This is a genomic window from Paenibacillus jiangxiensis (genome assembly GCF_046098255.1).
Taxonomy (GTDB): Bacteria; Bacillota; Bacilli; order Paenibacillales; family Paenibacillaceae; genus Paenibacillus; species Paenibacillus jiagnxiensis.
Genome location: NZ_JBJURI010000052.1, coordinates 1 through 21123, shown reverse-complemented (window position 1 = coordinate 21123; position 21123 = coordinate 1). Strand labels below are relative to the sequence as shown.

20 protein-coding genes, 1 tRNA gene and 1 pseudogene are annotated in these 21123 nt (G+C 48.1%); 14 read left to right on the top strand and 8 right to left on the bottom strand.

Annotated features, from left to right (window positions below; translation table 11 throughout):
- Positions 1 to 37: 37 nt before the first annotated feature.
- Positions 38 to 1246: an L-serine ammonia-lyase, iron-sulfur-dependent, subunit alpha gene (locus ACI1P2_RS30195; RefSeq protein ID WP_355327235.1), complete on the top strand. Its 1209-nt coding sequence runs from the start codon at positions 38 to 40 to the stop codon at positions 1244 to 1246.
- Here ACI1P2_RS30195 and ACI1P2_RS30190 read toward each other — a convergent pair.
- Positions 1239 to 1424 (bottom strand): annotated as a pseudogene (locus ACI1P2_RS30190) (ParA family protein); the annotation flags it as partial. The gene ACI1P2_RS30195 and the pseudogene ACI1P2_RS30190 sit on opposite strands and share 8 nt — an antisense overlap.
- Before the next feature lie 175 nt (positions 1425 to 1599).
- Positions 1600 to 2880, bottom strand: a complete 1281-nt coding sequence (locus tag ACI1P2_RS30185) for an MFS transporter (RefSeq protein ID WP_355327232.1) — start codon at positions 2878 to 2880, stop codon at positions 1600 to 1602.
- A gap of 426 nt (positions 2881 to 3306) precedes the next feature.
- Here ACI1P2_RS30185 and ACI1P2_RS30180 point away from each other — a divergent pair, with 426 nt between their 5' ends.
- The 7 genes from ACI1P2_RS30180 (at position 3307) to ACI1P2_RS30150 (ending at position 9017) form a co-directional block, all read left to right on the top strand.
- Entirely contained in the window at positions 3307 to 3912 is a 606-nt protein-coding gene (locus tag ACI1P2_RS30180; RefSeq protein WP_355327229.1) for a flavin reductase family protein, read from the top strand.
- 134 nt (positions 3913 to 4046) lie between these two features.
- The gene (locus ACI1P2_RS30175) at positions 4047 to 4523 is read left to right on the top strand and encodes a GNAT family N-acetyltransferase (protein ID WP_355327226.1); all 477 of its coding nucleotides are present in this window, start codon (positions 4047 to 4049) and stop codon (positions 4521 to 4523) included.
- 210 nt (positions 4524 to 4733) lie between these two features.
- On the top strand, positions 4734 to 5435 hold the full coding sequence (locus ACI1P2_RS30170) for a GntR family transcriptional regulator (RefSeq protein WP_355327223.1): 702 nt from the start codon (positions 4734 to 4736) through the stop codon (positions 5433 to 5435).
- An 83-nt stretch (positions 5436 to 5518) separates the two neighbouring features.
- Positions 5519 to 6514 (top strand): ADP-ribosylglycohydrolase family protein, encoded by a 996-nt coding sequence (locus ACI1P2_RS30165; protein ID WP_355327220.1) that lies wholly within the window; start codon positions 5519 to 5521, stop codon positions 6512 to 6514.
- A gap of 3 nt (positions 6515 to 6517) precedes the next feature.
- Positions 6518 to 7864, top strand: a complete 1347-nt coding sequence (locus ACI1P2_RS30160) for a purine-cytosine permease family protein (protein ID WP_355327217.1) — start codon at positions 6518 to 6520, stop codon at positions 7862 to 7864.
- Positions 7851 to 8759 carry a PfkB family carbohydrate kinase gene (locus tag ACI1P2_RS30155; protein WP_355327214.1) on the top strand — a complete coding sequence of 303 codons (909 nt, stop codon included), beginning with the start codon at positions 7851 to 7853 and terminating at the stop codon, positions 8757 to 8759. The genes ACI1P2_RS30160 and ACI1P2_RS30155 overlap by 14 nt, the downstream gene beginning before the upstream one ends.
- A 184-nt stretch (positions 8760 to 8943) precedes the next feature.
- A tRNA-Pro gene (locus ACI1P2_RS30150) sits at positions 8944 to 9017 on the top strand.
- A 305-nt stretch (positions 9018 to 9322) separates the two neighbouring features.
- Here the strand turns inward: ACI1P2_RS30150 and ACI1P2_RS30145 are convergent.
- Positions 9323 to 9577, bottom strand: coding sequence for a type II toxin-antitoxin system RelE family toxin (locus ACI1P2_RS30145; RefSeq protein WP_355327211.1), 255 nt, complete (start codon positions 9575 to 9577; stop codon positions 9323 to 9325).
- Positions 9552 to 9803, bottom strand: coding sequence for a DUF2281 domain-containing protein (locus ACI1P2_RS30140; RefSeq protein WP_355327208.1), 252 nt, complete (start codon positions 9801 to 9803; stop codon positions 9552 to 9554). Before ACI1P2_RS30140 ends, ACI1P2_RS30145 begins: the two co-directional genes overlap by 26 nt.
- Before the next feature lie 598 nt (positions 9804 to 10401).
- Here ACI1P2_RS30140 and ACI1P2_RS30135 point away from each other — a divergent pair.
- The 3 genes from ACI1P2_RS30135 (at position 10402) to ACI1P2_RS30125 (ending at position 12155) form a co-directional block, all read left to right on the top strand.
- Positions 10402 to 11136, top strand: a complete 735-nt coding sequence (locus tag ACI1P2_RS30135; RefSeq protein WP_355327206.1) for an RNA polymerase sigma factor — start codon at positions 10402 to 10404, stop codon at positions 11134 to 11136.
- 16 nt (positions 11137 to 11152) lie between these two features.
- Positions 11153 to 11734: an ATP-dependent Clp endopeptidase proteolytic subunit ClpP gene (gene clpP / locus ACI1P2_RS30130; RefSeq protein ID WP_355327203.1), complete on the top strand. Its 582-nt coding sequence runs from the start codon at positions 11153 to 11155 to the stop codon at positions 11732 to 11734.
- Positions 11735 to 11933: 199 nt separating this feature from the next.
- Entirely contained in the window at positions 11934 to 12155 is a 222-nt protein-coding gene (locus ACI1P2_RS30125) for a hypothetical protein (RefSeq protein WP_355327200.1), read from the top strand.
- A gap of 163 nt (positions 12156 to 12318) precedes the next feature.
- Here ACI1P2_RS30125 and ACI1P2_RS30120 read toward each other — a convergent pair whose 3' ends face one another.
- Both ACI1P2_RS30120 and tlp read right to left on the bottom strand, forming a co-directional pair.
- Positions 12319 to 13323 carry an LLM class flavin-dependent oxidoreductase gene (locus ACI1P2_RS30120; RefSeq protein WP_355327256.1) on the bottom strand — a complete coding sequence of 335 codons (1005 nt, stop codon included), beginning with the start codon at positions 13321 to 13323 and terminating at the stop codon, positions 12319 to 12321.
- 98 nt (positions 13324 to 13421) lie between these two features.
- Positions 13422 to 13649, bottom strand: coding sequence for a small acid-soluble spore protein Tlp (gene tlp, locus ACI1P2_RS30115; protein WP_355327197.1), 228 nt, complete (start codon positions 13647 to 13649; stop codon positions 13422 to 13424).
- Positions 13650 to 13864: 215 nt separating this feature from the next.
- Here tlp and ACI1P2_RS30110 point away from each other — a divergent pair, with 215 nt between their 5' ends.
- Complete coding sequence (locus ACI1P2_RS30110; protein ID WP_355327194.1) at positions 13865 to 15610, top strand: glycoside hydrolase family 13 protein; 1746 nt, start codon at positions 13865 to 13867, stop codon at positions 15608 to 15610.
- A gap of 85 nt (positions 15611 to 15695) precedes the next feature.
- Positions 15696 to 16010, top strand: a complete 315-nt coding sequence (locus tag ACI1P2_RS30105; protein ID WP_355327191.1) for a DUF3817 domain-containing protein — start codon at positions 15696 to 15698, stop codon at positions 16008 to 16010.
- A 63-nt stretch (positions 16011 to 16073) separates the two neighbouring features.
- On the opposite strand, the gene ACI1P2_RS30100 is transcribed toward ACI1P2_RS30105, so the two are convergent.
- Positions 16074 to 17033: an acetylxylan esterase gene (locus tag ACI1P2_RS30100; protein ID WP_355327188.1), complete on the bottom strand. Its 960-nt coding sequence runs from the start codon at positions 17031 to 17033 to the stop codon at positions 16074 to 16076.
- Between the two features lie 185 nt (positions 17034 to 17218).
- On the opposite strand from ACI1P2_RS30100, the gene ACI1P2_RS30095 reads away from it, so the two are divergent.
- Complete coding sequence (locus ACI1P2_RS30095; protein WP_355327186.1) at positions 17219 to 17884, top strand: S-layer homology domain-containing protein; 666 nt, start codon at positions 17219 to 17221, stop codon at positions 17882 to 17884.
- 170 nt (positions 17885 to 18054) lie between these two features.
- Here the strand turns inward: ACI1P2_RS30095 and ACI1P2_RS30090 are convergent.
- On the bottom strand, positions 18055 to 21123 hold a 3069-nt coding region (locus ACI1P2_RS30090), incomplete at its 5' end, for a WIAG-tail domain (protein ID WP_355327184.1).

Sequence of the window (21123 nt, the reverse complement as noted above, 5' to 3'; positions counted from 1 at the left end):
TCTAAGCCAAAGACAACTTAGAAGGGATAAGGGTGCTATGAGATCGTTGACTGAGCTATTTAAGATTGGCAGCGGACCGTCCAGCTCCCATACCATGGGGCCGGAGAAGGCGGCCAGAATCTTCAAAGCAGAAAATGAAGACGCAGACCAGTTCAAGGCACTGATCTATGGTTCCCTTGCCAAAACAGGCAAAGGCCATATGACGGACAAGGCCATTATTCGCGCATTGTCACCCGCTTCAGCGGAGGTAGAATTTGTTCCGCAGCCAGATTTTGTTCTGCCCCATCCCAATACGATGGACTTGTTCGCTTACCAAGACGGTCAGCAAACAGCCTCCATGCGCGTTGTCAGTATCGGCGGCGGGGACATTGTGATTGAGGGGCGGGAGGAGGTGCGGGGACATGATGTCTACCCGGAGAACAGCTTTGCAGAGATCAGCGCCTTGTGTAAAGCGAATCATATCCGCCTAAGCGATTACGTCGAGCAGCGTGAAGGCATACAGATCTGGGATTTTCTCCAAGGAATCTGGGAAGCGATGAAGCGGTCAATCGACGAAGGGCTGTCTGTCACAGGCATTCTGGAGGGCGGCCTGAATGTCGAACGCAAGGCGAAATATCTGTATCATCAGCGGGATATGGATGAGAGCCCGGAGACGCGGGAGAATCGGATCGTTAGCGCGTACGCTTTTGCCGTCAACGAACAGAATGCGGCCGCCGGTACAGTCGTAACGGCTCCAACCTGCGGGGCCAGCGGTGTTGTGCCCGCCTCGCTCCGTTATATGCAGGAGAAGCTGCAGGTCCCGGACGAACAGATTCTCCGGGCACTGGCCGTCGGCGGGCTCATTGGCAATCTGGTCAAGCATAACGCCTCAATCAGTGGCGCTCAGTGCGGCTGCCAGGCTGAGGTTGGCACGGCTTGCTCTATGGCAGCGGCTGCGCTGGCTGAACTGTCCGGTATGGAGATTGACCAGATTGAGTATGCGGCGGAGGTTGCCATGGAGCATCACTTGGGGTTAACCTGTGATCCGATTAACGGACTAGTTCAGATCCCTTGCATTGAGCGGAATGCTGTCGGTGCGATGCGGGCGATCAATGCGCTGAGTCTGGCCAAATTCTTGTCTGGTACCCGTAAAATATCCTTTGATCTGGTTGTTCAGACCATGTATGAGACAGGCTTGGATATGAACAGCAGTTACCGCGAAACTTCTGAGGGCGGGCTTGCTAAGCTCTACAAAATTGCTAAATAATACTGCCACGATGATGGGCATTAATTCCATACTTGTGTAATGAGACGAAGAACGTCCCTTGCTGCCGGTTGGCAGAAGGGACGTTCTTTTTTGGAAGGCTACATAAGTCGGACTGCTCGATGCCGAAACATAAGGTTAGATTACCTTGCGGGTCGAAATCTACCAGAAGAACCTTTTTTTCTTCATTGGATACCCATTAAAACCTCCTTCAATTACGGTTGAATAAGCCACTTTACCACAAAATTCAAAAGATTTACGCACATAACTCCGCGTAAGATGACGTAAACGATGCCAAGCAATTGAAAGGAAAGAAAAAAACGGACGCCGGCAATATACCGACGCCCGTTGCTTGTCTAGGGCTTAATCTCCTCATCGAGCTGACGCACCTTGCGGGAGGATAACGTCCAAAGCGCTCCCATTAGCAGCAACAGACCGCTAACGACAAAAATGAAGCCAATCCAGGACCCCGCACCATATCCGATGAGCGTATGAAGCCATGGATGTTTCACCATCGGCAAAGGCGCTTCAAGCCACCGATCCGCGAGAGGCCCTGTGACGAGAAATGACAAGGGAGCCATGACGGCACACAGCTGCCCATAGGCGGCGAACACCCTTCCCTGAAGAGCAAGCGGTGTTTTTCGCTGCAGAATGGAGTGGAACAAAGCTCCCGTCATGGCCAGTGGGAGCATCAGCAGGAACAAGGCGGTTCCCATCATTCCGGTATGGCTGCTTGCTCCGAGAAGAACAAACATCAAGGAGGTGAGGATAGAGCCGGCGAAGATGAACCTGATTTTATAGCGGAAATGCCCCCACCATACAGCTGCCGCCGCTCCTGCCAAAGCGCCTACATTCATGACTCCCAGAAGAATGGACATGATGTCGGTGCTCCCTGTACGCTGCAGAAAATAAGGGATGGCCAGTTCCAACGGCCCATTCAATATAAAATTCCACCACCCAAAATAAAGAAACAGATAGAGAAGCGGTTTTTGTTTCCAGAGGAACCGGTAACCTTGAATAGCCTCAATCCACAAGCGGCTTCCTTCCGGCCGTGACTCCTCGCGCTGCATTTCCGGCAGCGGAAGCAAGGCAATGACCCCCGTTCCGATCAGGAATGTGATCAGATCCACAACCAAAATTCCGGCGATACCGTAAGGTTCGTACAGCATACCGGCTAGGGAGGGGGCGATCACCCCAGCAAGGGGGAAGAGCAGCTCTTTCAGCGAATTTATCCGATCCAGTTCCTCATTCCGCACCATCAGCGGAATCAAGGCCGACGTCGCCGAGCTTTGCAGCGCCATAAACAATCCTTGCCAAGCGGCGATTGCATAGATGGGCCATAGTAAGAAGTTGTCGCTGACAAGGCAACCAACGAGCAAAGCGGTGCACATCATCTGACCCGTATCACCCGCGATGATCGCTGTTTTGCGTTTCCACCGGTCCGCAGCAATGCCGATCCAGTTACTGAAAAATAAGAGGGGAAGCTCATTGAAAAGCGATAAAAGCAGCAGGGGAGTCGCTTGACCTGTTTCATGAAACAGCTTGATACCGACTGCAATGGAGGTCATGCGGCTTCCCAGCATGGAAAGTCCTTGCAGGCTAAAGAAAAAGTAAGGCAATTTATTTGAACGGTGCATGGGGATTCTCCTTTTTATACAGCAAAAAAGCTTCCATGGAACTCCAGGTCCATGGAAGCTTCTAGCTCGGCAAAAGATTGACAGACAATACGACATGGCTGCCTTTTACCGAAGAGCTGCTTGTTGTTCTGATGTTCTGAAGAGGAGAAGCAGGAGAGCCGCATGACGAATCAAAGCTCTGCCTATCGGACAAAACCCTTGAGACCTTCAAACGAATCTTTGCTTCGTATGCAATTAAGCTTACCCTTCAGAACGAACAGTGAGGAGCATGTGCTTTCGATTCCCCTTTTTTAGTCCGGTTTTAAGTTGACTTATTCTAACACGCTGCATTTTCAAAATCAACAGCACTTTTTTTTCTGAAACAGAAGGGACATTTCGCCCGCGGTCGAACTATTTTGACGGTATAATGGTCGTCGAGGTGATATAATGAAACAGACGTTCTCTAATCAAAGCCGTGTCATTCAACCGTCCATCTTGTACTTCGGTTCGGCCGTCGTTTTGCTTTCTACACTAAATGAAGACGGATCGACGAATCTGACACCGATGTCCTCCGCCTGGGCTCTCGGAAATCGGATCGTGCTGGGGCTTGGCGAGGGCAGCCATGGATTGGCGAATCTGAGAAGGCATCCGGAAATCGTCGTCAATCTGCCCGATTCTTCGCTTTGGGAAAAGGTGGAGCGGCTTGCCCCGTTGACGGGGGCCACTCCCGTGCCGGATGCGAAGCGCCCCCGATATCGACATGTGAAGGATAAGTTTGCTTATGCCGGATTTACGGACGTGCCTTCACAGGAGGTACGGCCATTGCGAGTGGGCGAATGCCCGCTGCAGATCGAAGCTGTTGTTCGCAATATGCAGACGGCTGAAGGTTTTTCGATCGTGGAAGTCGAGTCGGTATGCGTTCATGCCCACGAGTCTATCCTGATCGATGATCGCCATGTAGACCCTGCGCAATGGAATCCGCTGATTTATAATTTCCGCCACTATTTCGGGCTAACCGAACAGCTGGGCAAAACGTTCAAAAGCGAAACCTAATACTACCCGTTCCAAAGGAGACCATCCATGATCCACAATATGCTTCAGGACTAAAAAACGAGGAATTCGAGTGGGAGAAATTTGCTTGTGCATTTCTCCCTTTTGATTCTCTACTGAGTTAGCGGAGGTTCCAGATGAATATAAGAACCATTCAAGCCAAAGATAATGGTGCCATAGAAGCGATTATTCGGCAATGCTTAATCGAGTTTGGCGGGAATCGTGCAGGGCTGGCATGGGAAGACGAAAGCTTGAGCCATCTGTCCGAATATTATAATCACAAGGGCAGGGCCTATTGGATTGCGCTTGATGAACACGGCAAGGTGCTTGGCGGCTGCGGGATCGCGGAATTCGGTTCCCCTGATGCAAGAATTTGCGAGCTGCAGAAGATGTATTTGCTGCCGGAAGCAAGAGGAAAGGGAATTGCGGCCCATCTGCTGCAGACCGCGCTCCGATTTGCAAAGCAGCATTATAAAGCTTGTTATCTGGAAACGCTGCAAAATATGCAAGCTGCTAATCTTTTCTATACGAAAAACGGCTTTCAACAATTGGAAGCACCGCTGGCAGGTTCCGATCATTTTGCCTGCGATGCATGGTATATCCGTGATTTATAGCAGGCGAGATCAATTCATTGAGCTTCGCTCTATGGTCTTGGGCTGATATTATGGAGATACTTATTATAAAAGGGGATGAGTATCATGAGCACTTCAGAAATGAATAGTACAATTTTAGGGGGTAAATTTTCTGGGAGTCAATAATATGGATTATGTTATAATGAGTCAAAAGATATTTATGTAACATTATTAAAGCTTAGGGGATATGAAATGTTAGACAAGTATAATGATCTCCCGTTATATGTTCAGTTGAAAAATAAATTACGTGACAAAATCTTAAATGGCAGTTTAAAAGAGGGTGAGGTTTTACCTTCGGAAAATCAGTTAATGCGAGAATTCAGTATTACACGCAGTACCATAAGAAGAGCTCTTGAAGAATTAGTGAAAGAAGGACTTGTAGAAAAAGAGCAGGGAAAAGGCGCTTTTGTAAGGTTGCGTGAAACCAAACAGAATCTTTGGAACTTTCAAGGCTTTACCGATCTGTCCTTAAAAAAGAACCAACAACCTGTTACTAAGGTGCTGAAAAAAGAAATTGTTATGGAAGACAATATTGCCTATTTTAAACTGCAACGTCTTCGTGGAACAAAGCTAAATAACAAAACAAGATGGATGACCATCGATCAATCCATGCTTCCTCTTGATGTATTTAAAGGTATCGATCAGTTTGATTTTAGCAGTACTTCTCTATATCAAACATTACGCAAGGAATATCAAATATTTCCACATCATGTAGTTCTGGATATTAACCCCATTATGTGCAATGAAGAAATGTGCGAGAGATTGGAGCTGGAAAGTCCAATTCCTTTGCTTGAGGCTACAGGAACTGTATATAGCAAGGACGGCATGGAGATTGAAAAAATATACAATATTTATGGACCGCATTTTCAGTTTAAATTAAATCAGTACATATAATGCGCTTGACAGATCGTCAGGCGTATTATATTATCAATTTAACTTGTACGTACAACCAAACAAGTTGAAAGAGGAGGCAGTATATGAAGGTTTTAGGTATGTTATATGGTATGGCAATTGGAGATGCGCTTGGGATGCCCTCCGAGCTGTGGGGCCGTAAAAAGGTGAAGTCCTATTTTGGTCACATTACTGAATTTTTAGATGGTCCAAAAGAAAATGACGTTGCTTGTAATTTTACTAAAGGACAATTTACAGACGATACGACACAGGCACTGCTAATTTTAGATGCTTTAATTGAAAATGATTTTGTTCCTTCAGACACCCTAATTGCTGAAAAACTCCTGGAGTGGGCGATCCGCACCGATGCTTTTGAAAATAATATATTAGGCCCAAGTTCAAAAGCGGCTCTCCTGGCGATTAAAGAAGGAAGAGATGTAAGTGAATTCACAAGAAAAGCGCTTACAAACGGAGCGGCAATGAGGATTGCTCCCATTGGTGCCTTATTCTCGACAGCTCAATCTGAAGAGTTAGCGCAATACGTATATGAAGTGAGTAAAGTAACTCACTCAACGGATGTTTCCCTCGGCGGTGCGGCCATGATTGCCTACGCTGTAAGCGCTTCGATTGAAGACAAAAGCTGGGAGCAAATTATCCAGGGAGCCTTGAATATCTATGAACTGGCTGCAAAGAAAGGAGCAGAAACTTTTGCGGCCTCCATTCCGGAGCGCTTGAAGCTGGGCATTGAATTTGCGGATAAATACCAGGATGACGAAGAAACTTTCACTCAGAAAATTTATGATGTCATCGGATGCGGTACAATGACAAGTGAATCGGTGCCGGCTGCACTGGCGATTGCCTATTATGCAAAAGACCCGAACCGATGTGCTTTAATCTGTGCAAACATTGGCGGGGATACGGATACGATCGGAGCGATGGCGACAGCGATTTGCGGAGCAAGATATGGGTACGATGCGATCCGTAAAGATTGGCTTGAAACCATTGATCGTGAAAATAAGGTAGACTTGAAAAAATATGCTCATTTTATTGAATCCCATAAGTCACAGTTTAAAGGGGTATAAGTCATGGAAAAAGAGCAGACCATTATTCTTCAAGATGGTGAAAAAACGGGTAAGCCGCGGGATTTATTTTTTATGTGGTTTGCAGCGAATATAGGTATATTAGGAATTGTATATGGCGCAATTATTGTAAACTACCAATTAAGCTTTTTTCAGTCCATTTTAGTTGCCCTTCTTGGCCCGCTATCTTTTGCGCTGGTGGGGTATGCGAGTTTGTCTGGACGTGACAGTGGGGCACCCACCTTTGTCATGTCCAGAGCAGCGTTTGGTTTTAAAGGTAATTTCATACCGGCTTTAGTAGGATGGTTTGGGCAAGTGGGCTGGTTATCGGTGAATGTTACGACAGGTACTTTGGTGCTTCTGTCGATCTTCAACGAATTCGGGATAGAAACAAGTACACCTTTAAAATTTATAGCCTGGTTAATCTTTGCTGGTTTGGTATTGGTATCTGTATCGTTTAGCCAGGAAACACTGGTTAAAGCCCAAGCTTTCTTTACTTATATTTTTGGTGGTCTAACCATTGTTGTACTGGCTTTCCTTATACCGAATACGGATTGGAACCATCTTTTTGCCTTGAAGTCCGGATCATGGATTTCCAGTTTTTTGCCGGCCCTGATGTTTGTTATTATAGGAACAGGACTTACTTGGACAAAGGCGGCTTCTGATTACAGTCGCTATCAAAGCAGAAAGAATTCTTCGAGATCCATCATCTTTAATGTGACAGCAGGAGCGTTCATTCCCTTATTTCTGATTATTGGAACAGGTATTCTATTGGCGTCGAAGGTGGATGGACTTGCGAGTGCTGAAAATCCAGTAGCATTAATTGGAAGCGTTTTACCGGGATGGATGACCATTATCTATTTAATTGCTGCCCTTGGCGGAATAACTCCTATGTGCTTTATTGGGCTGAAATCATCAAGGCTTATTCTTGCTTCGTTTAATTTAAAGGTTAAAGATTCTACTGCCATCTCTATTCATGCTGTCCTTATCACAATCATCCCACTTTATGTACTTGTTGTTTCAAACAACTTTATGGGAAATTTCCAAACCTTTTTAAGTTATTTGGGTATTGGCTTAGCCGCATGGATCGCGATATATTTGATTGATTATACCTTCTTAAGAAGACGTGTCGGATATAACAAACAACTGCTGGAGGATCCTTCGTTCAATCCGTTTAATACAGGCGGTGTAATCGGCTGGATTTTAGGTGTCGGTTCAGCCTTGATCCTGAGGAATTTTATTGAATCCAGTTACTTCATCCCCATTACTCTCTTAATCAGTGGAGGTTACTATTACTTCTCCATACAGGCTAAAATTAAGCAAATGAGTGAGGTTAAATATGAGAAAGATTAATCGCAATAGAGTACTTCTTATTGGAGGCGTTTTCATTGATGTGATAGCCAAAGTACAGCGCGTTCCCGAAACGGGACAGGATATCCCGGGAGAAATGATTGACCGTATCGTGGGGGGATGCGCGTATAACGTGGCCAATGTTTTAAAGCAACTGGATGTCGAGTATGATCTAATGGTTCCAGTCGGCAAAGGAATTTACGCTGATATGATAAAAAAGACGTTTAACGAAGAAGGACATAAACTGTTAATTGAAGATCCCAGTAATGACAATGGCTGGAGCTTATCGCTTGTAGAAGAAAGCGGGGAACGTACCTTTATTACCTTTAACGGTATCGAGGAATATTGGAAAGATGAATGGTTCAGTCAAATCGATATTGAGGATTATCAATATATTTACCTGACGGGTTATTCACTTGAGGGAGAAAAAGCGGATGCCATTCTTAATCGATTAGTTAAGAACTCATTTAATGGGAAGATCATATTTGATACTTCTCCACGCATTTCTTCTATTAAAAAAGAGCACTTGGAAAAACTTTTTGCATTAAAGCCTATTGTGCACAGTAATCTAAGTGAAATTCTTGAGCTCACAGGCGAAACGGATCTCGAACAAGCTGTTCGAAGATTGCATCAATCTACCCAAAGCGAGGTTGTTGTCACGTTAGGACCAAAGGGTTCATTATGTTATAACGGTGAACAAATGATTATGCTTGATGGGAAAAAGGTGCCTGTGGTTGACACAATAGGAGCCGGAGATGCCCATACAGGAGCATTTATTGCATCATTGCTTCATGGTCATCCTTTAGAAAAAGCATGTGAGCTAGGAAATGAGGCAGCCGCACAAGCGGTACAGGTGCAAGGCGGAAAATTTAAGCTCAATCCGTTTTCAGGGACGTGATTGCTGAAAAATTAAATCCCAATCTCTCATGAATGTAACTGAGGGGTTGGGATTTTTAACTATGCTTTGATCTATCTCAGAAGAACAACATGGGTCGCGGGTACGATTCCCGTCGTCCGCTCCATCGTATACCCTAATTGTTAATTGACTGTAAACGTAATTAGCAGTATGATTATATACACATCGGGACGTAGCTCAGCTTGGTAGAGCACCTGGTTTGGGACCAGGGGGTCGCATGTTCAAATCGTGTCGTCCCGATCACCTTCGATGCATCACGCAGGTGTAGTTTAATGGTAGAACTCCAGCCTTTCAAGTTGGTAGCGTGGGTTTGATTTTCCAGCACGAGATCTATATGAGAAATGATGTGAAGCCTTGATATATAAGGCTTTTTTTGTTGTTTTGAACGGGATGTGGAGGATTAGAGCGCAGTTTTCGGGCGGCTTAACGGGGCATATTTATTACTTGTCTTGTTGGTCTGACATGCAGCATACTGACTTCACTAGGTTGGAATGATATAAGCTTTTTATACCCTCATTGAAATCATCGTAAAACGCTTCATTTCGTCAATAAATATCGCCGAGGTTATCGATGGCGAGAATGTAGACAACATATTCCTGGAAATTGATCTGATAAATAATTCGAAAAGTGCCTACACGGAGTCTATATTGATTGGTTGTACCTTTTAATTTGGTTATGTCGCCAGCAGGGGGAATGCGCTTTAGCCCTTCCAAGGCGGCGTATATTCGCTGCCTGTTATGTGCGTCTTGTTTGGAGAGGAACTTCACGGCGCTTTTATGGTAAGTCAAGGTTAAATTCACGTTTGGCTGCCTCCCCTGTAATAAATCCCTCCTTGTTATTCAATTGGTCAAGTTCTTCTTGGCTGAATGGTTCGTCCACTTCGGGAAGATTGTCATAAAATTGTTGTAGCGTATTGCGTCGCTGCCGTTCGGCCAAATATTCCACAAAATCAAGTGTGGAGTTTTGTTCTGTTTCAGGCAACTGCTGAAACAACTCCAAAAGTTTTTTTTCTTTATTGACCGCCATTATGCTCATCCTTTCTCCAATTTTCCCAGCGCTTTAGGACAGACTCTTCAAGTGCGATCTATCGAAAATGAAATGGGAAGTGCTCTTTTTCAATATTATACCCTATGTGGAGTTCGCGGATACCGCCGCGGCGCAAGAAATATACATATTTTCCCATGTGACTTCAATATACCACTCATGTACCGATGCCGATAACTTCGAATAATCCGCAGTAGCACACAATAACACATCGGTTCCGAGAACCCACGCCAGATAAGGCCCTTTCGTATTATTAGGTCACCAGAAATCTCTTGTTGACCTAATAATACGAAACAAGCCGTCCGGCGAAAAAAAGAAAGGAAGCAGTTTTGCCGCTATAGCAAAAGAAGTTAGCGCTGCCCACACTGCTGAATATCTGAATGATATATGGAATCCCGATATCCTTATTAGTTGCCATTAGACCTAATACACGCTATTCTGAAGTCAAAGTTTCTTCAGGATAGCGTTTTTATTTTAATCGCTCCAAAAAAATATGCTTCTGCAGCGTATCTTTTTCATATCTCTAATCGTCTTCTTCATGAAACCTTCTACAAGGACTTAACAAAGGGGGGCCCCATTTATGGCCTTTGTGAAATCCGCACACACAAATTATTTAAATAAACAAACGCATGCCGAGCTTCTGCAAGCTCTGCCTTCTTTGCTGAAATACTGCCTTAAGCTTACCGGTTCCCAATGGGAAGCCGAAGACCTCGTGCAGAGCACCTGTCTCCAACTGCTTGGGAAGCTGCCGCTGCAGGATACGGCTGTGAACTGGGAGGCTTACCTTATCCGTTCAGCGCGGAATACGTGGATTGACCGGATTAGACGGCAGGCAGTAGGTCAACGCGCCGCCTCACGTCTAAACGCAAAAACCGCGTATAGTGACAAGTACGGGATGGATCTCGAACTGGCGCTCTCTGCTCTCATTCAGTGGCTGCCGCCGTGGCAGCGGACCATTTTCCTGCTGCGGGAGGTATGGCAGTACAAAACCAGTGAAGCAGCCGAGCTGCTGGGGACATCTGAAGGAGCTGTAAAGGCGGCGTTAGCCAGAGCCCGAGCTTCCCTTGCGGCCGGCAAACAGCGGCATACTGAGGCGCTTCCTCTGCCAGAGGATCAGGAAAACAAAGAATTGCTGAAGGCATATTTATCCGCCTTCCGGTGCGGTGATGTTCAGCGCCTGGTTGAGCTGGGACTGCATGATGCGGCAGAGCCCCAGGCGCTTCTTCCTGTCATTCTGGGGGGCAGTCTTCGTGGAGGCAGAGCGGACTCACGACGGCGGCAGCCGGACGAGACGAGGGCTCAATTGGCAGCGTAGAAGAGGAGAATGCAATATGAATGCTATACCGTACGTTGTGGAGCAGACCAGCCGTGGAGAACGCAGCTACGACATTTATTCAAGACTGCTGAAAGACCGTATCATTATGGTGTCCGGTGAGATTGAGGACCATATGGCGAACATCATTGTGGCTCAGCTGCTGCATTTGGCTGCCGAAGATCCCGAGAAAGACATCCAAATGTACATTAACAGCCCGGGAGGGTCGGTAACGGCCGGGTTTTCCATTTATGATACGATGCAGTTTGTGAAGCCTGACGTATCAACGATATGCACCGGTATGGCGGCAAGCTTCGGTACCATTCTGCTGACCGGCGGTACCAAGGGCAAGCGCCTTGCCCTGCCCAACAGCGAGATCATGATCCACCAGCCGCATGGAGGAGCACGGGGGCAGGCTACAGATATCCGGATACAGGCGGAACGAATTCTGAAAAGCCGGGAAAAACTGAACCAAATTTTGTCCGATCATACGGGCCAACCGATAGAACGGATAGAGAAGGACACAGACCGGGACCATTTTTTCTCAGCTGAAGAAGCCGTGGAATACGGTTTGGTGGACCGGATCGTGACGCGTATATAGGAGCAGGAAAAAAACAACCCCAATCATCTTTGTACCCTGACTTTATGACCTCCGGAAAGCTTGATCTTCCGGAGGTTTTTGTTTAAGAATTTTGTTCAAGAAGTTGTTGAAACTTTAACAAACCTAACATTGTATCCGGCCAACAAGAGGCGTATAATTCGTGAGGGTTATAAAAAGGAAAACAAGTGAGGGTATTGAAATGAAATCAAGCTGTGTTATTGAGGTTGAGGAAGACAGTCTGGTGATCGATTTGCCGGATGAGCAATCCCATTTGGAGGCTTGGCTGGGTGACATTGAAAGCTGCGGTGGTGACGCTGCTCCATGGCTGGAACTGCTGGATAAGGTGATTGGTCATGGTCAAAACGACAGCAGCGATGAAAGCGAAACAGAGAAGGAACATACTTCTGAGGCTGTACGATAGTCGATGAGTTCATAGAATAAGGGCAGAAGAACTTTAACCTGCCTTACAAATCATCCCGCTGTTATACGCAAACAGCGGGATTTTTATTGGTCCTATTATTTTATTTATGGCATGAATACAATGAATGGTTTCAAGGCAGACAGGCAATCTGTTTTGTTAAGTTTTATTTGAGGCCGAACGCGTCAGCGAGCAGGCGGTAAGATCGGACTCTTTTATCGAAATCATGAATGGAGGACACAATGAGGAGCTCATCGGTACGGTACTGCTCTGCAAGACGGGTAAGCTTCTCCAGGGCCTGAGCGGGGGTTCCGACTACACGCCAGGCTCTTGACTGTCTAACCCGTTCGTGGTCCAATTCGGTATATGGATATGATAAAGCCGTTTCAACAGAAGGGAGCGATTCCAATTCCTGGCCGTTGTGCAGCTGTAAAAAGAACAGATCGGAACTGGAGGCCAGCTCATTTGCCTCTTCCTCGCTTTCCGCACACACCACGGTCACCGCGGCCATGGAACGTGGACGGTCTTCCATCACGGAAGGCTCGAAATTTTCATGATAATGGCGGGTTGCCTCAACACCCCCGGGAGTACCGAAAAACTGGGCAAATGCAAAGGAAGCGCCAATAATAGCGGCCAATCTTGCGCTTTCTCCGCTGGAGCCCAGCATCCACAGCTCGGGGACCGTTTCAATGGAGGGGGAGGCTTTTAGGCCGGCAAAACGGTGGTTTTCCATAATAGAATCCTGTAAATATCCGATCAGATCCACAACCTGCTGCGGATAACGGTCGACCGTCTGGTATCGGTCCTCCTGCAGCGCCCGTGTCGCCAATGGCATTCCACCAGGAGCACGCCCAATTCCCAAATCGATCCGGCCGGGATAAAGCGCCTCGAGCAGCCTGAAGTTTTCCGCCACCTTGTATGCACTGTAATGTGGCAGCATAATTCCGCCGGAGCCGACCCGAATCCGTGAGGTATGTGCAGCCAGATGGGCAATCAGCACTTCCGGACTGGAGTGAGCGAGCGCCTTGGAGGCGTGATGCTCCGAGACCCAGTAGCGGCTGTAGCCCAGCCGGTCCGCCTCCTGTGCCAGCCGTGTGGTCTGGGAAAGGGCATCCTTCGCTGTTCCGCCCTCGGGAATATGAGATTGGTCAAGTATACCAATTTTTGTCAGCATGTTAGCAATCACCTCAAACAAAACTGTATCACACGCAATCAAATAGGTCAAAATAATCAAACGGCGGAAACCGCAAGGTTCCCGCCGCATTTAAACTACGTATTCCGCTGATGACTGGCTTCGTCTTTTATTTCCTCGCGCATGCCGCGGATGCTGGTTTTGCGGCGGTCATTTTTTTCCTCTATCGTATTTCGTTCCGCAGCTGAAATTTCATCGGCATGCTCGTCGAGATAATCTTCGGCTTCTCTGAAATTTTCGATCGTATCCTGTACGGTATCCTGCAATTTTTCCACATTATCGGCACGGTTGTCCGGTTTTGCCATGCTGTGCACCTCCTTTTTTGCTTCGGCTGCATGTGCCCTGAGCATAACGTTGGATGTCCTGCTCTGCACAGATTCATTTTCCCAAAGCAAATGTTTTATTATGCATCAGCTTCCCGTTTGAGGGAAGTTTATGAGAATGAAGATTTTCGCCATGATTAAACTGTGATAACCCGGGGTATGGCAAAGGTATTAGGATGGAAAAGGAGGCAGTAGTGATGGAGCAGGCGGAGTGGAAAGAAGCGGTCATTTACCAGGTGTATCCTCCAAGCTTCAAAGACGGCGATGGGGATGGGCTGGGGGATTTACCCGGGATCCTTTCCAAGCTTGACTATCTTGAAAAATTAGGCGTGGGCATCATCTGGCTTGGCCCTGTGTATCAATCGCCATTTGCCGATAACGGCTACGATATCAGCGATTATAAAGCCATTCATACCCCTTATGGCACGATGGCAGACCTGGAAAGGCTGATTAGCGAGCTGCACAATCGGAACATGAAGCTGATGATGGATCTGGTAATCAATCATACTTCCGATGAGCATCCCTGGTTTGTGCAGTCCCGCCAATCGAAGGACAATCCTTACCGGAATTATTATATTTGGAAGCCTCCGGGAACTGATGGCAAAGAGCCGAATAATTGGGGTTCTTTTACGGGGGAATCCGCGTGGCAGCTGGATGAGAGAACAGGAGAGTATTATCTGAGACTGTTTGATCGCAAACAGCCTGACCTGAATTGGGAGCATGAGCCGCTGCGGGAAGAGGTATATGAAATAATCCGCTTTTGGCTGCACAAGGGAATCGACGGATTCCGGCTTGATGCGATTAACATGATCTCCAAGCATCCCGATTTTCCTGATGCGCCGGAGGAGGCGCGTCATCCGCGGGGTCAGGATTATTTTAAAAATGGCCCGCGTATTCATGAGTTTCTTCAGGAAATGCATGAAAAAGCCTTCTCCTTCAAGCCCGGACTGATTACGGTTGGAGAGACGCCGACGATCACGATGGAGCAGGCCCTGCAATACACGGACCCGGCGCGGAAGGAGCTGTCCATGGCGCTGCTGATGGATATGTCCGGGATCGGAAAAGATCGCCAGGATCCCTGGAGGGCTGTGCCATGGGATACACCGGCACTGAAAAAGTGCATCTCCACCTGGTATAAAGGTGTTTTTCAGACCGGCTGGTATGCCGTATATTTAAGCAATCATGATCACCCGCGTCTTATTCCTGAGTGGTTCGGGGAGGGAGAGGAGCGGGAGATGGGCGCAAAGCTGATTGCGACGCTGCTGCATACCATTCCCGGCACTCCTATTGTCTATCAGGGAGAGGAACTGGGATTGACGAACGCCCGTTATCCGTCCGTTGAGGATTACAGGGATTACGGGACCATCAGCTATTACCGCAAGCAGATTCAGGAAGGTGTTCCCGTGGAAGAAGCGTTGGAGCGCGTTCACCAGCGCAGCCGGGATGGCGCGCGTGCGCCCATGCGTTGGGAGAAAGGGAAGTTGGGCGGTTTTACGATAGGTGTCCCTTGGATTCCCATGAATGACAAGGATGCAGGGATTGATGCGGAATCGGAAATGGCCCGTCCCGATTCTGTATTTCATTATTACCGCAGGCTGATTGAACTGCGCAAACAGGAGCCGGTAATGGTTTATGGGGACTTCAAGCTGCTTATGCCAGAGCATAAGCAATTGATGGCTTACACACGGACTTATGGCAAAAACACTTGGCTGGTACTGCTGAATTTTGATCGGCAGCAGACTTCCTTCCGGACTGAGCTTGCGGAGCATTCACAGCGTGAGCTGAAGCTGCTGTTTGGGAATAAGGCAGGCTGGGGGAAGAATGCCCCGGAGCGCGGGGATGGCGCGGCGTATGAGTCTGTTCAGCCGCAGGTGAGGCTGGCTGACGGATGTTTGCAAGGCACCCTTAATGCATACGAAGCTGCCGTGTATCGGCTTGTTTAAAGGGAGAAGCCGGAATACCCGCGGCTTATTGGAGTTCGTCCCCCTTTTCGCTATAATGGACTTATTATGAAAGGGGATCAAAACCGTGCTTAAAACACCTTTAGGCCGCTTCCGGCTTATAGCCTGGATTCAGGCCGTCGCTTATTTACTTATTCTGTTTGTGGCATATCCGTTGAAAAGCGCAGGGATGCCGCAGGCGGTCACAATATTTGGCAACATCTATGGAGCGGCCTTTTTGCTGCTGGTGTTGATCCTGATTTATGCAAGGTCTGCGCTGGACTGGTCTTTGAGCAGGCCTATCCTCGTTTTCTTTGTATCGTTTATTCCGTTTGGACTGATCGTGATGGATCTGCTGTGGATGCGAAAATGGGAAGACGGTGGTATATCCAAGACTGCCTAGAGGGTTAGATGGATAAATAAAACCGCAGGGAGAGCAAGCTGCTCTATTCCTGCGGTTTTTGAGTTATTTGGCATGAGTGAAATGATCCAAAACAAATTCAGCCGTCATCCGCTGCTGACGAGCACCGACGTCGTGTCCGGTAAAGGGATAAATTTCAATGCGCTTCTCTGACGTGATCCGGTTATGGGCGGCAAAGACGGTTTCCGGCATACATACCGTATCTTTGAGCCCCACGGAGACCATGATCGGAATGGTAATCCGGCTGCCAAGATTTAGCATGTCAAAATAACTGAGTGTCTTAAGCACCTTGTCAAAATGCTCCGGGAAGCGATGAACAAACTCCGCTGCTTCAGTGAGCGAGCCGGTGGAGTACAAAATGCCGAAGTCCATGTGGCACATATTCGGGATGTTGGCTACGGCAACGGAAGGCTTGCGGCTCAGGGCTGAGACGATTAGCGCTAACCCCCCGCCCTGGCTGGCTCCGCAAATCGCTATTTTGGACGAGTCGATATCCGGCTGAGCGGACACCCATTCCACCGCTCTAATCGCATCAATGGTGATCGCTTTGTAGTAACATGTGTCTCTGTTGAGAATGCCCTGGGTGACCCAGCCTTTTACCGTTCCGTACCCGCTGTCCAGCCTGTTCCCTGTCTCTCCTCCCTGGCCGCGGACGTCCACCGCCAGCACGGCCATTCCAAGCATGAGCCATGAGGCGTACTGTTCAGGATAACCCTTGCCGCCGGTATAGCCATGAAACAGTACAACACAGGGCAGCTTCTCCTCCTTTACAAAAGCAGGGCGAATGTACCAGGCGTGCAGCGGGGTATCGTCCCAACCCTCGTAAGTAAGATGGAAAACCTCCATATAGGAATAAGGGGTGTGAACAGAAGTCTTAATGGCGGAGAGCGGCTTGGCATCCGCTTCTTGCAATGAGCGCACCCAGAAGGCATCCAGATCAGCGGGAGCGGTCAAATCAGGAAAGTAGTTGGTTAAATCGTAGATCCGCTTTTCAATGGCGTTCACGGCCTGTCCTCCTTAAAAGCGATTTATTCATCTTTTTCCATAATACCTGAAAACAGGAGGTTGCTGATGCGTTTTTTTCTGAAGTGCAACCTTTTGTTTAGTATCTGCGTCGGTAAGGACAAGAAGCAAATATTAACAAGTTCAGGTCCTACAGGATGCTGTACTAAACAAATGGAGTGATGAAAATGAAACGAAAACTGGTATTGCTGTCTGCAGCGGCTGCGCTTTCACTTTTCTCTGGAGCAGCATTACAGGCGGCTGGGAGCTCCTTCACTGACCTGGGCAACATAGAGGGAAAAGAAAAAATTGAAGCCTTAAAAGATCAGGGATTCATTAAAGGAGTTAGCAGCGACAAGTTCGTTCCGGATCAGGAAATGACAGCAGCACAGGGAGTTCAGCTGATCAGCAATGCCATGGAGCTTAGCCTGGCTGCCATTGATTTTACGAGCGGTCCCAAAGCAGAGGGGACATTCGATCATGTCAAAGACGGTCAATGGTACACGGACGCTTTTCTCGCAACTTATTATAACGGAGTGGAAATTCCTGTCGATATTGAGCCCGGCCAGGAGCTGACCAGAGAAGAGTTTACCTTCTACCTGATGCAGGCGATGGAAAAGAAGGGACAACTTCCTATGATCAACATTGTCCCGAAGGAAATCTCAGATGAAGCGGACATCAATCCTCTTTATCAAGGCACCATTCAGCGTTCTCTTGCATGGGAAATCAATACATTGAACGGGGAGCGAGGGTTTGCGCCGAAGCAGCCGATCACCCGTGCTGAAGCCGCAGTTATGACCTATAATGCCGTTTCCTTTTTGCAATCCTTCCACAACGGTACTCAAAGCAAATAAATCATGGTAAGAAAAACGTCTATCGACGTACATTCAAAGAAGCCAGACCGCATTTAGCAGTAGTTTTTCTTGCGATTTCAGGAAGCTTATACCAAGAAGTTTATACTTTCTGAAATCTTAACGAAAAAGCCTTAACCCATTAGTCCCACGGGTTAAGGCCTTTTTGCTGCTTAATCAATGCCAATTGCGATCCATGAAATGATGCCGAAATTTTGATCCGTCCGTCTCAGCTTTGCAATTTCCAGTACGGCGTTTACAGAGGATTGGGATTTCATTACCGCGTAGAAGGCGGAATGATTGGTCATGGCCACAAGGGTATAGTTAGGGTTTGAAAAGGGCTCATCGAATGTGATCGTTACCTCGGTTGTGTCTGAGTTTCCATGCATCAGGAACGGAATTCGGCCGAACTGCTGCAGAGGCGGCTGATCCTCGGTACACCGGATCGGTGTTATGACTGGCTGCTGAAGCTGTTCAGTTGCTTCGTTTATAGCCAATGAATCCGAAAAGTCATCTGTTGAATCAATGACTGCAGGTTGATGACTTAACTCTTCATTTGCCTGCTGTAAAAGCTCCACCTTTTCATGGAGTGACTGAATGGAGGACTGAACCTCATCCGCAAGGTGGAACATTTCAACTGTACCTGGAAGCAGCTTGCTGCCGTCAAGTTCTATGGGAGGCGTCAGGCTAGCCTGAAGTTCCTCGTTAAAATGATCCCAGGAAAGGGCACCTGATTTGATCTGGCTCCCACCAACTTCGTCGGTGATCAAGCTATCCTTAAGATCGCTGTCCAAGTGTTCCCAGGAAACAGCCCCGGTCTTGATCCGGCTTCCGTCGAGTTGATCAGTAATAAAGTTGAGGCTATCCTGAAGTGTGCTGGTCAAGTGCTGCCAGGAAACAGTCCCTGCCTTGATCCGGCTTCCGTCGAGTTCATCAGTAATAAGGTTGAGGCTATCCTGAAGTGTACTGGCCAAGTGCTGCCAGGAAACAGTCCCGTCTTTGATCCGGCTTCCGTCGAGTTCATCAGTAATAAGGTTGAGGCTATCCTGAAGTGTGCAGGCCAAGTGCTCCCAGGAAACAGTCCCTGCCTTGATCCGGCTTCCGTCGAGTTCATCAGTAATAAGGTTGAGGCTATCCTGAAGTGTACTGGCTAAGTGTTCCCAAGAAACGGCCCCCTTCTTGATCTGGTTGCTATTCACTTCATCGATAATGAGGCTCTCCTTGAGCTCGCCGACCAGGTGGTCCCAAGAAACAGAGCCTGTTTTGATTTGGCTTCCATCGACTTCATCGATAATGAGACTATTCTTGAGCTCGCCGGTTAAGTGCTCCCAGGAAACAGAGCCTGTTTTGATTTGGCTTCCATCGACTTCATCAGTAATGAGGCTATCCTTGAGCTCACCTGTTAGGTGCTGCCAAGAAACAGATCCGTCTTTGATGTGGTTACCATCGACTTCATCAGTAATGAGGCTATCCTTGAGCTCGCCGGTTAAATGATCCCAAGAAATGACCCCGTTCTTGATTTGGCTTCCATCGATTTCGTCAGTAATGAGACTATCCTTGAGCTCGCCGGTTAAGTGCTCCCAAGAAACGGCCCCGGCTTTGATTTGGCTGCTGTCGACTTCGTCGGTGATGAGGCTCTCCTGAAGTTCGTCGGCCAGGTGCTCCCAAGAAACGGCCCCGTTCTTGATTTGGTTACCATCGACTTCGTTGGTGATGAGGCTCTCCTGAAGATTGCCGTCCAAGTGCTCCCAGGAGACGGCCCCGTTCTTGATTTGACTTCCATCAACCTCACCAGTAATAAGGTCATCCTGGAGTTCGCCAGCCAGGTGCTCCCAAGAAACGGCCCCGTCTTTGATGTGGTTTCCGTCGACTTCGTCGGTGATGAGGCTCTCCTTGAGCTCACCGGCCAGATGCCTCCAGGAAACGGCCCCGTCTTTGATGTGGTTGCTGTCGACTTCATTAGTAATGAGACTATCCTGAAGCTCCTCGGCTAAGTGGCCCCAGGAAACAGCCCCGTTCTTGATCTGATTTCCATCGACTTCATCAGTGATGAGGTTCTCTTGAAGTTTGTCATCCAAGTGTTCCCAAGAAACGGCTCCCGCTTTGATTTGGCTGCTGTCGACTTCGTCGGTGATGAGGCTATCCTGAAGTTCACCAGCCAGGTGCTCCCAAGAAACGGCCCCCGCTTTGATTTGGCTGCTGTCGACTTCGTCGGTGATGAGGCTATCCTGAAGTTCACCAGCCAGGTGCTCCCAAGAAACGGCCCCCGCTTTGATTTGGCTGCTGTCGACTTCGTCGGTGATGAGGCTCTCCTGAAGTTCACCGGCCAGGTGCTCCCAAGAAACGGCTCCGGCCTTGATCTGATTTCCATCGACTTCATCAGTAATGAGACTATCCTGAAGCTCCTCGGCTAAGTGGCCCCAGGAAACAGCCCCGTTCTTGATCTGATTTCCATCGACTTCGTTGGTGATGAGGCTCTCCTGAAGTTCTCCAGCCAGGTGCTCCCAAGAAACGGCTCCGGCCTTGATCTGATTTCCGTCGACTTCATCGGTGATGAGGCTATCCTGGAGTTCGCCATCCAAGTGCTCCCAAGAAACGGCCCCGGCTTTGATTTGGCTGCTGTCGACTTCATCAGTGATGAGGCTATCCTGGAGTTCGCCATCCAAGTGCTCCCAAGAAACGGCCCCGGCTTTGATCTGACTGCTGTCGACTTCATCAGTGATGAGGCTATCCTGGAGTTCGCCATCCAAGTGCTCCCAAGAAACGGCCCCGGCTTTGATCTGACTGCTGTCGACTTCATCAGTGATGAGGCTATCCTGGAGTTCGCCATCCAAGTGCTCCCAAGAAACGGCCCCGGCTTTGATCTGACTGCTGTCGACTTCGTCAGTAATGAGGCTATCCTGAAGTTTGCCATCCAAGTGCTCCCAAGAAACGGCCCCGGCTTTGATCTGACTGCTGTCAACTTCGTCAGTAATGAGGCTATCCTGAAGTTTGTCATCCAAGTGCTCCCAAGAAACGGCCCCCGCTTTGATTTGGCTGCTGTCGACTTCATCGGTGATGAGGCTATCCTGAAGCTCCTCGGCTAAGTGGCCCCAGGAAACAGCCCCGGTTTTGATCTGATTTCCATCGACTTCATCGGTAATGAGGCTATCCTGAAGCTCCTCGGCTAAGTGGCCCCAGGAAACAGCCCCGGTTTTGATCTGATTTCCATCGACTTCATCGGTAATGAGGCTATCCTGAAG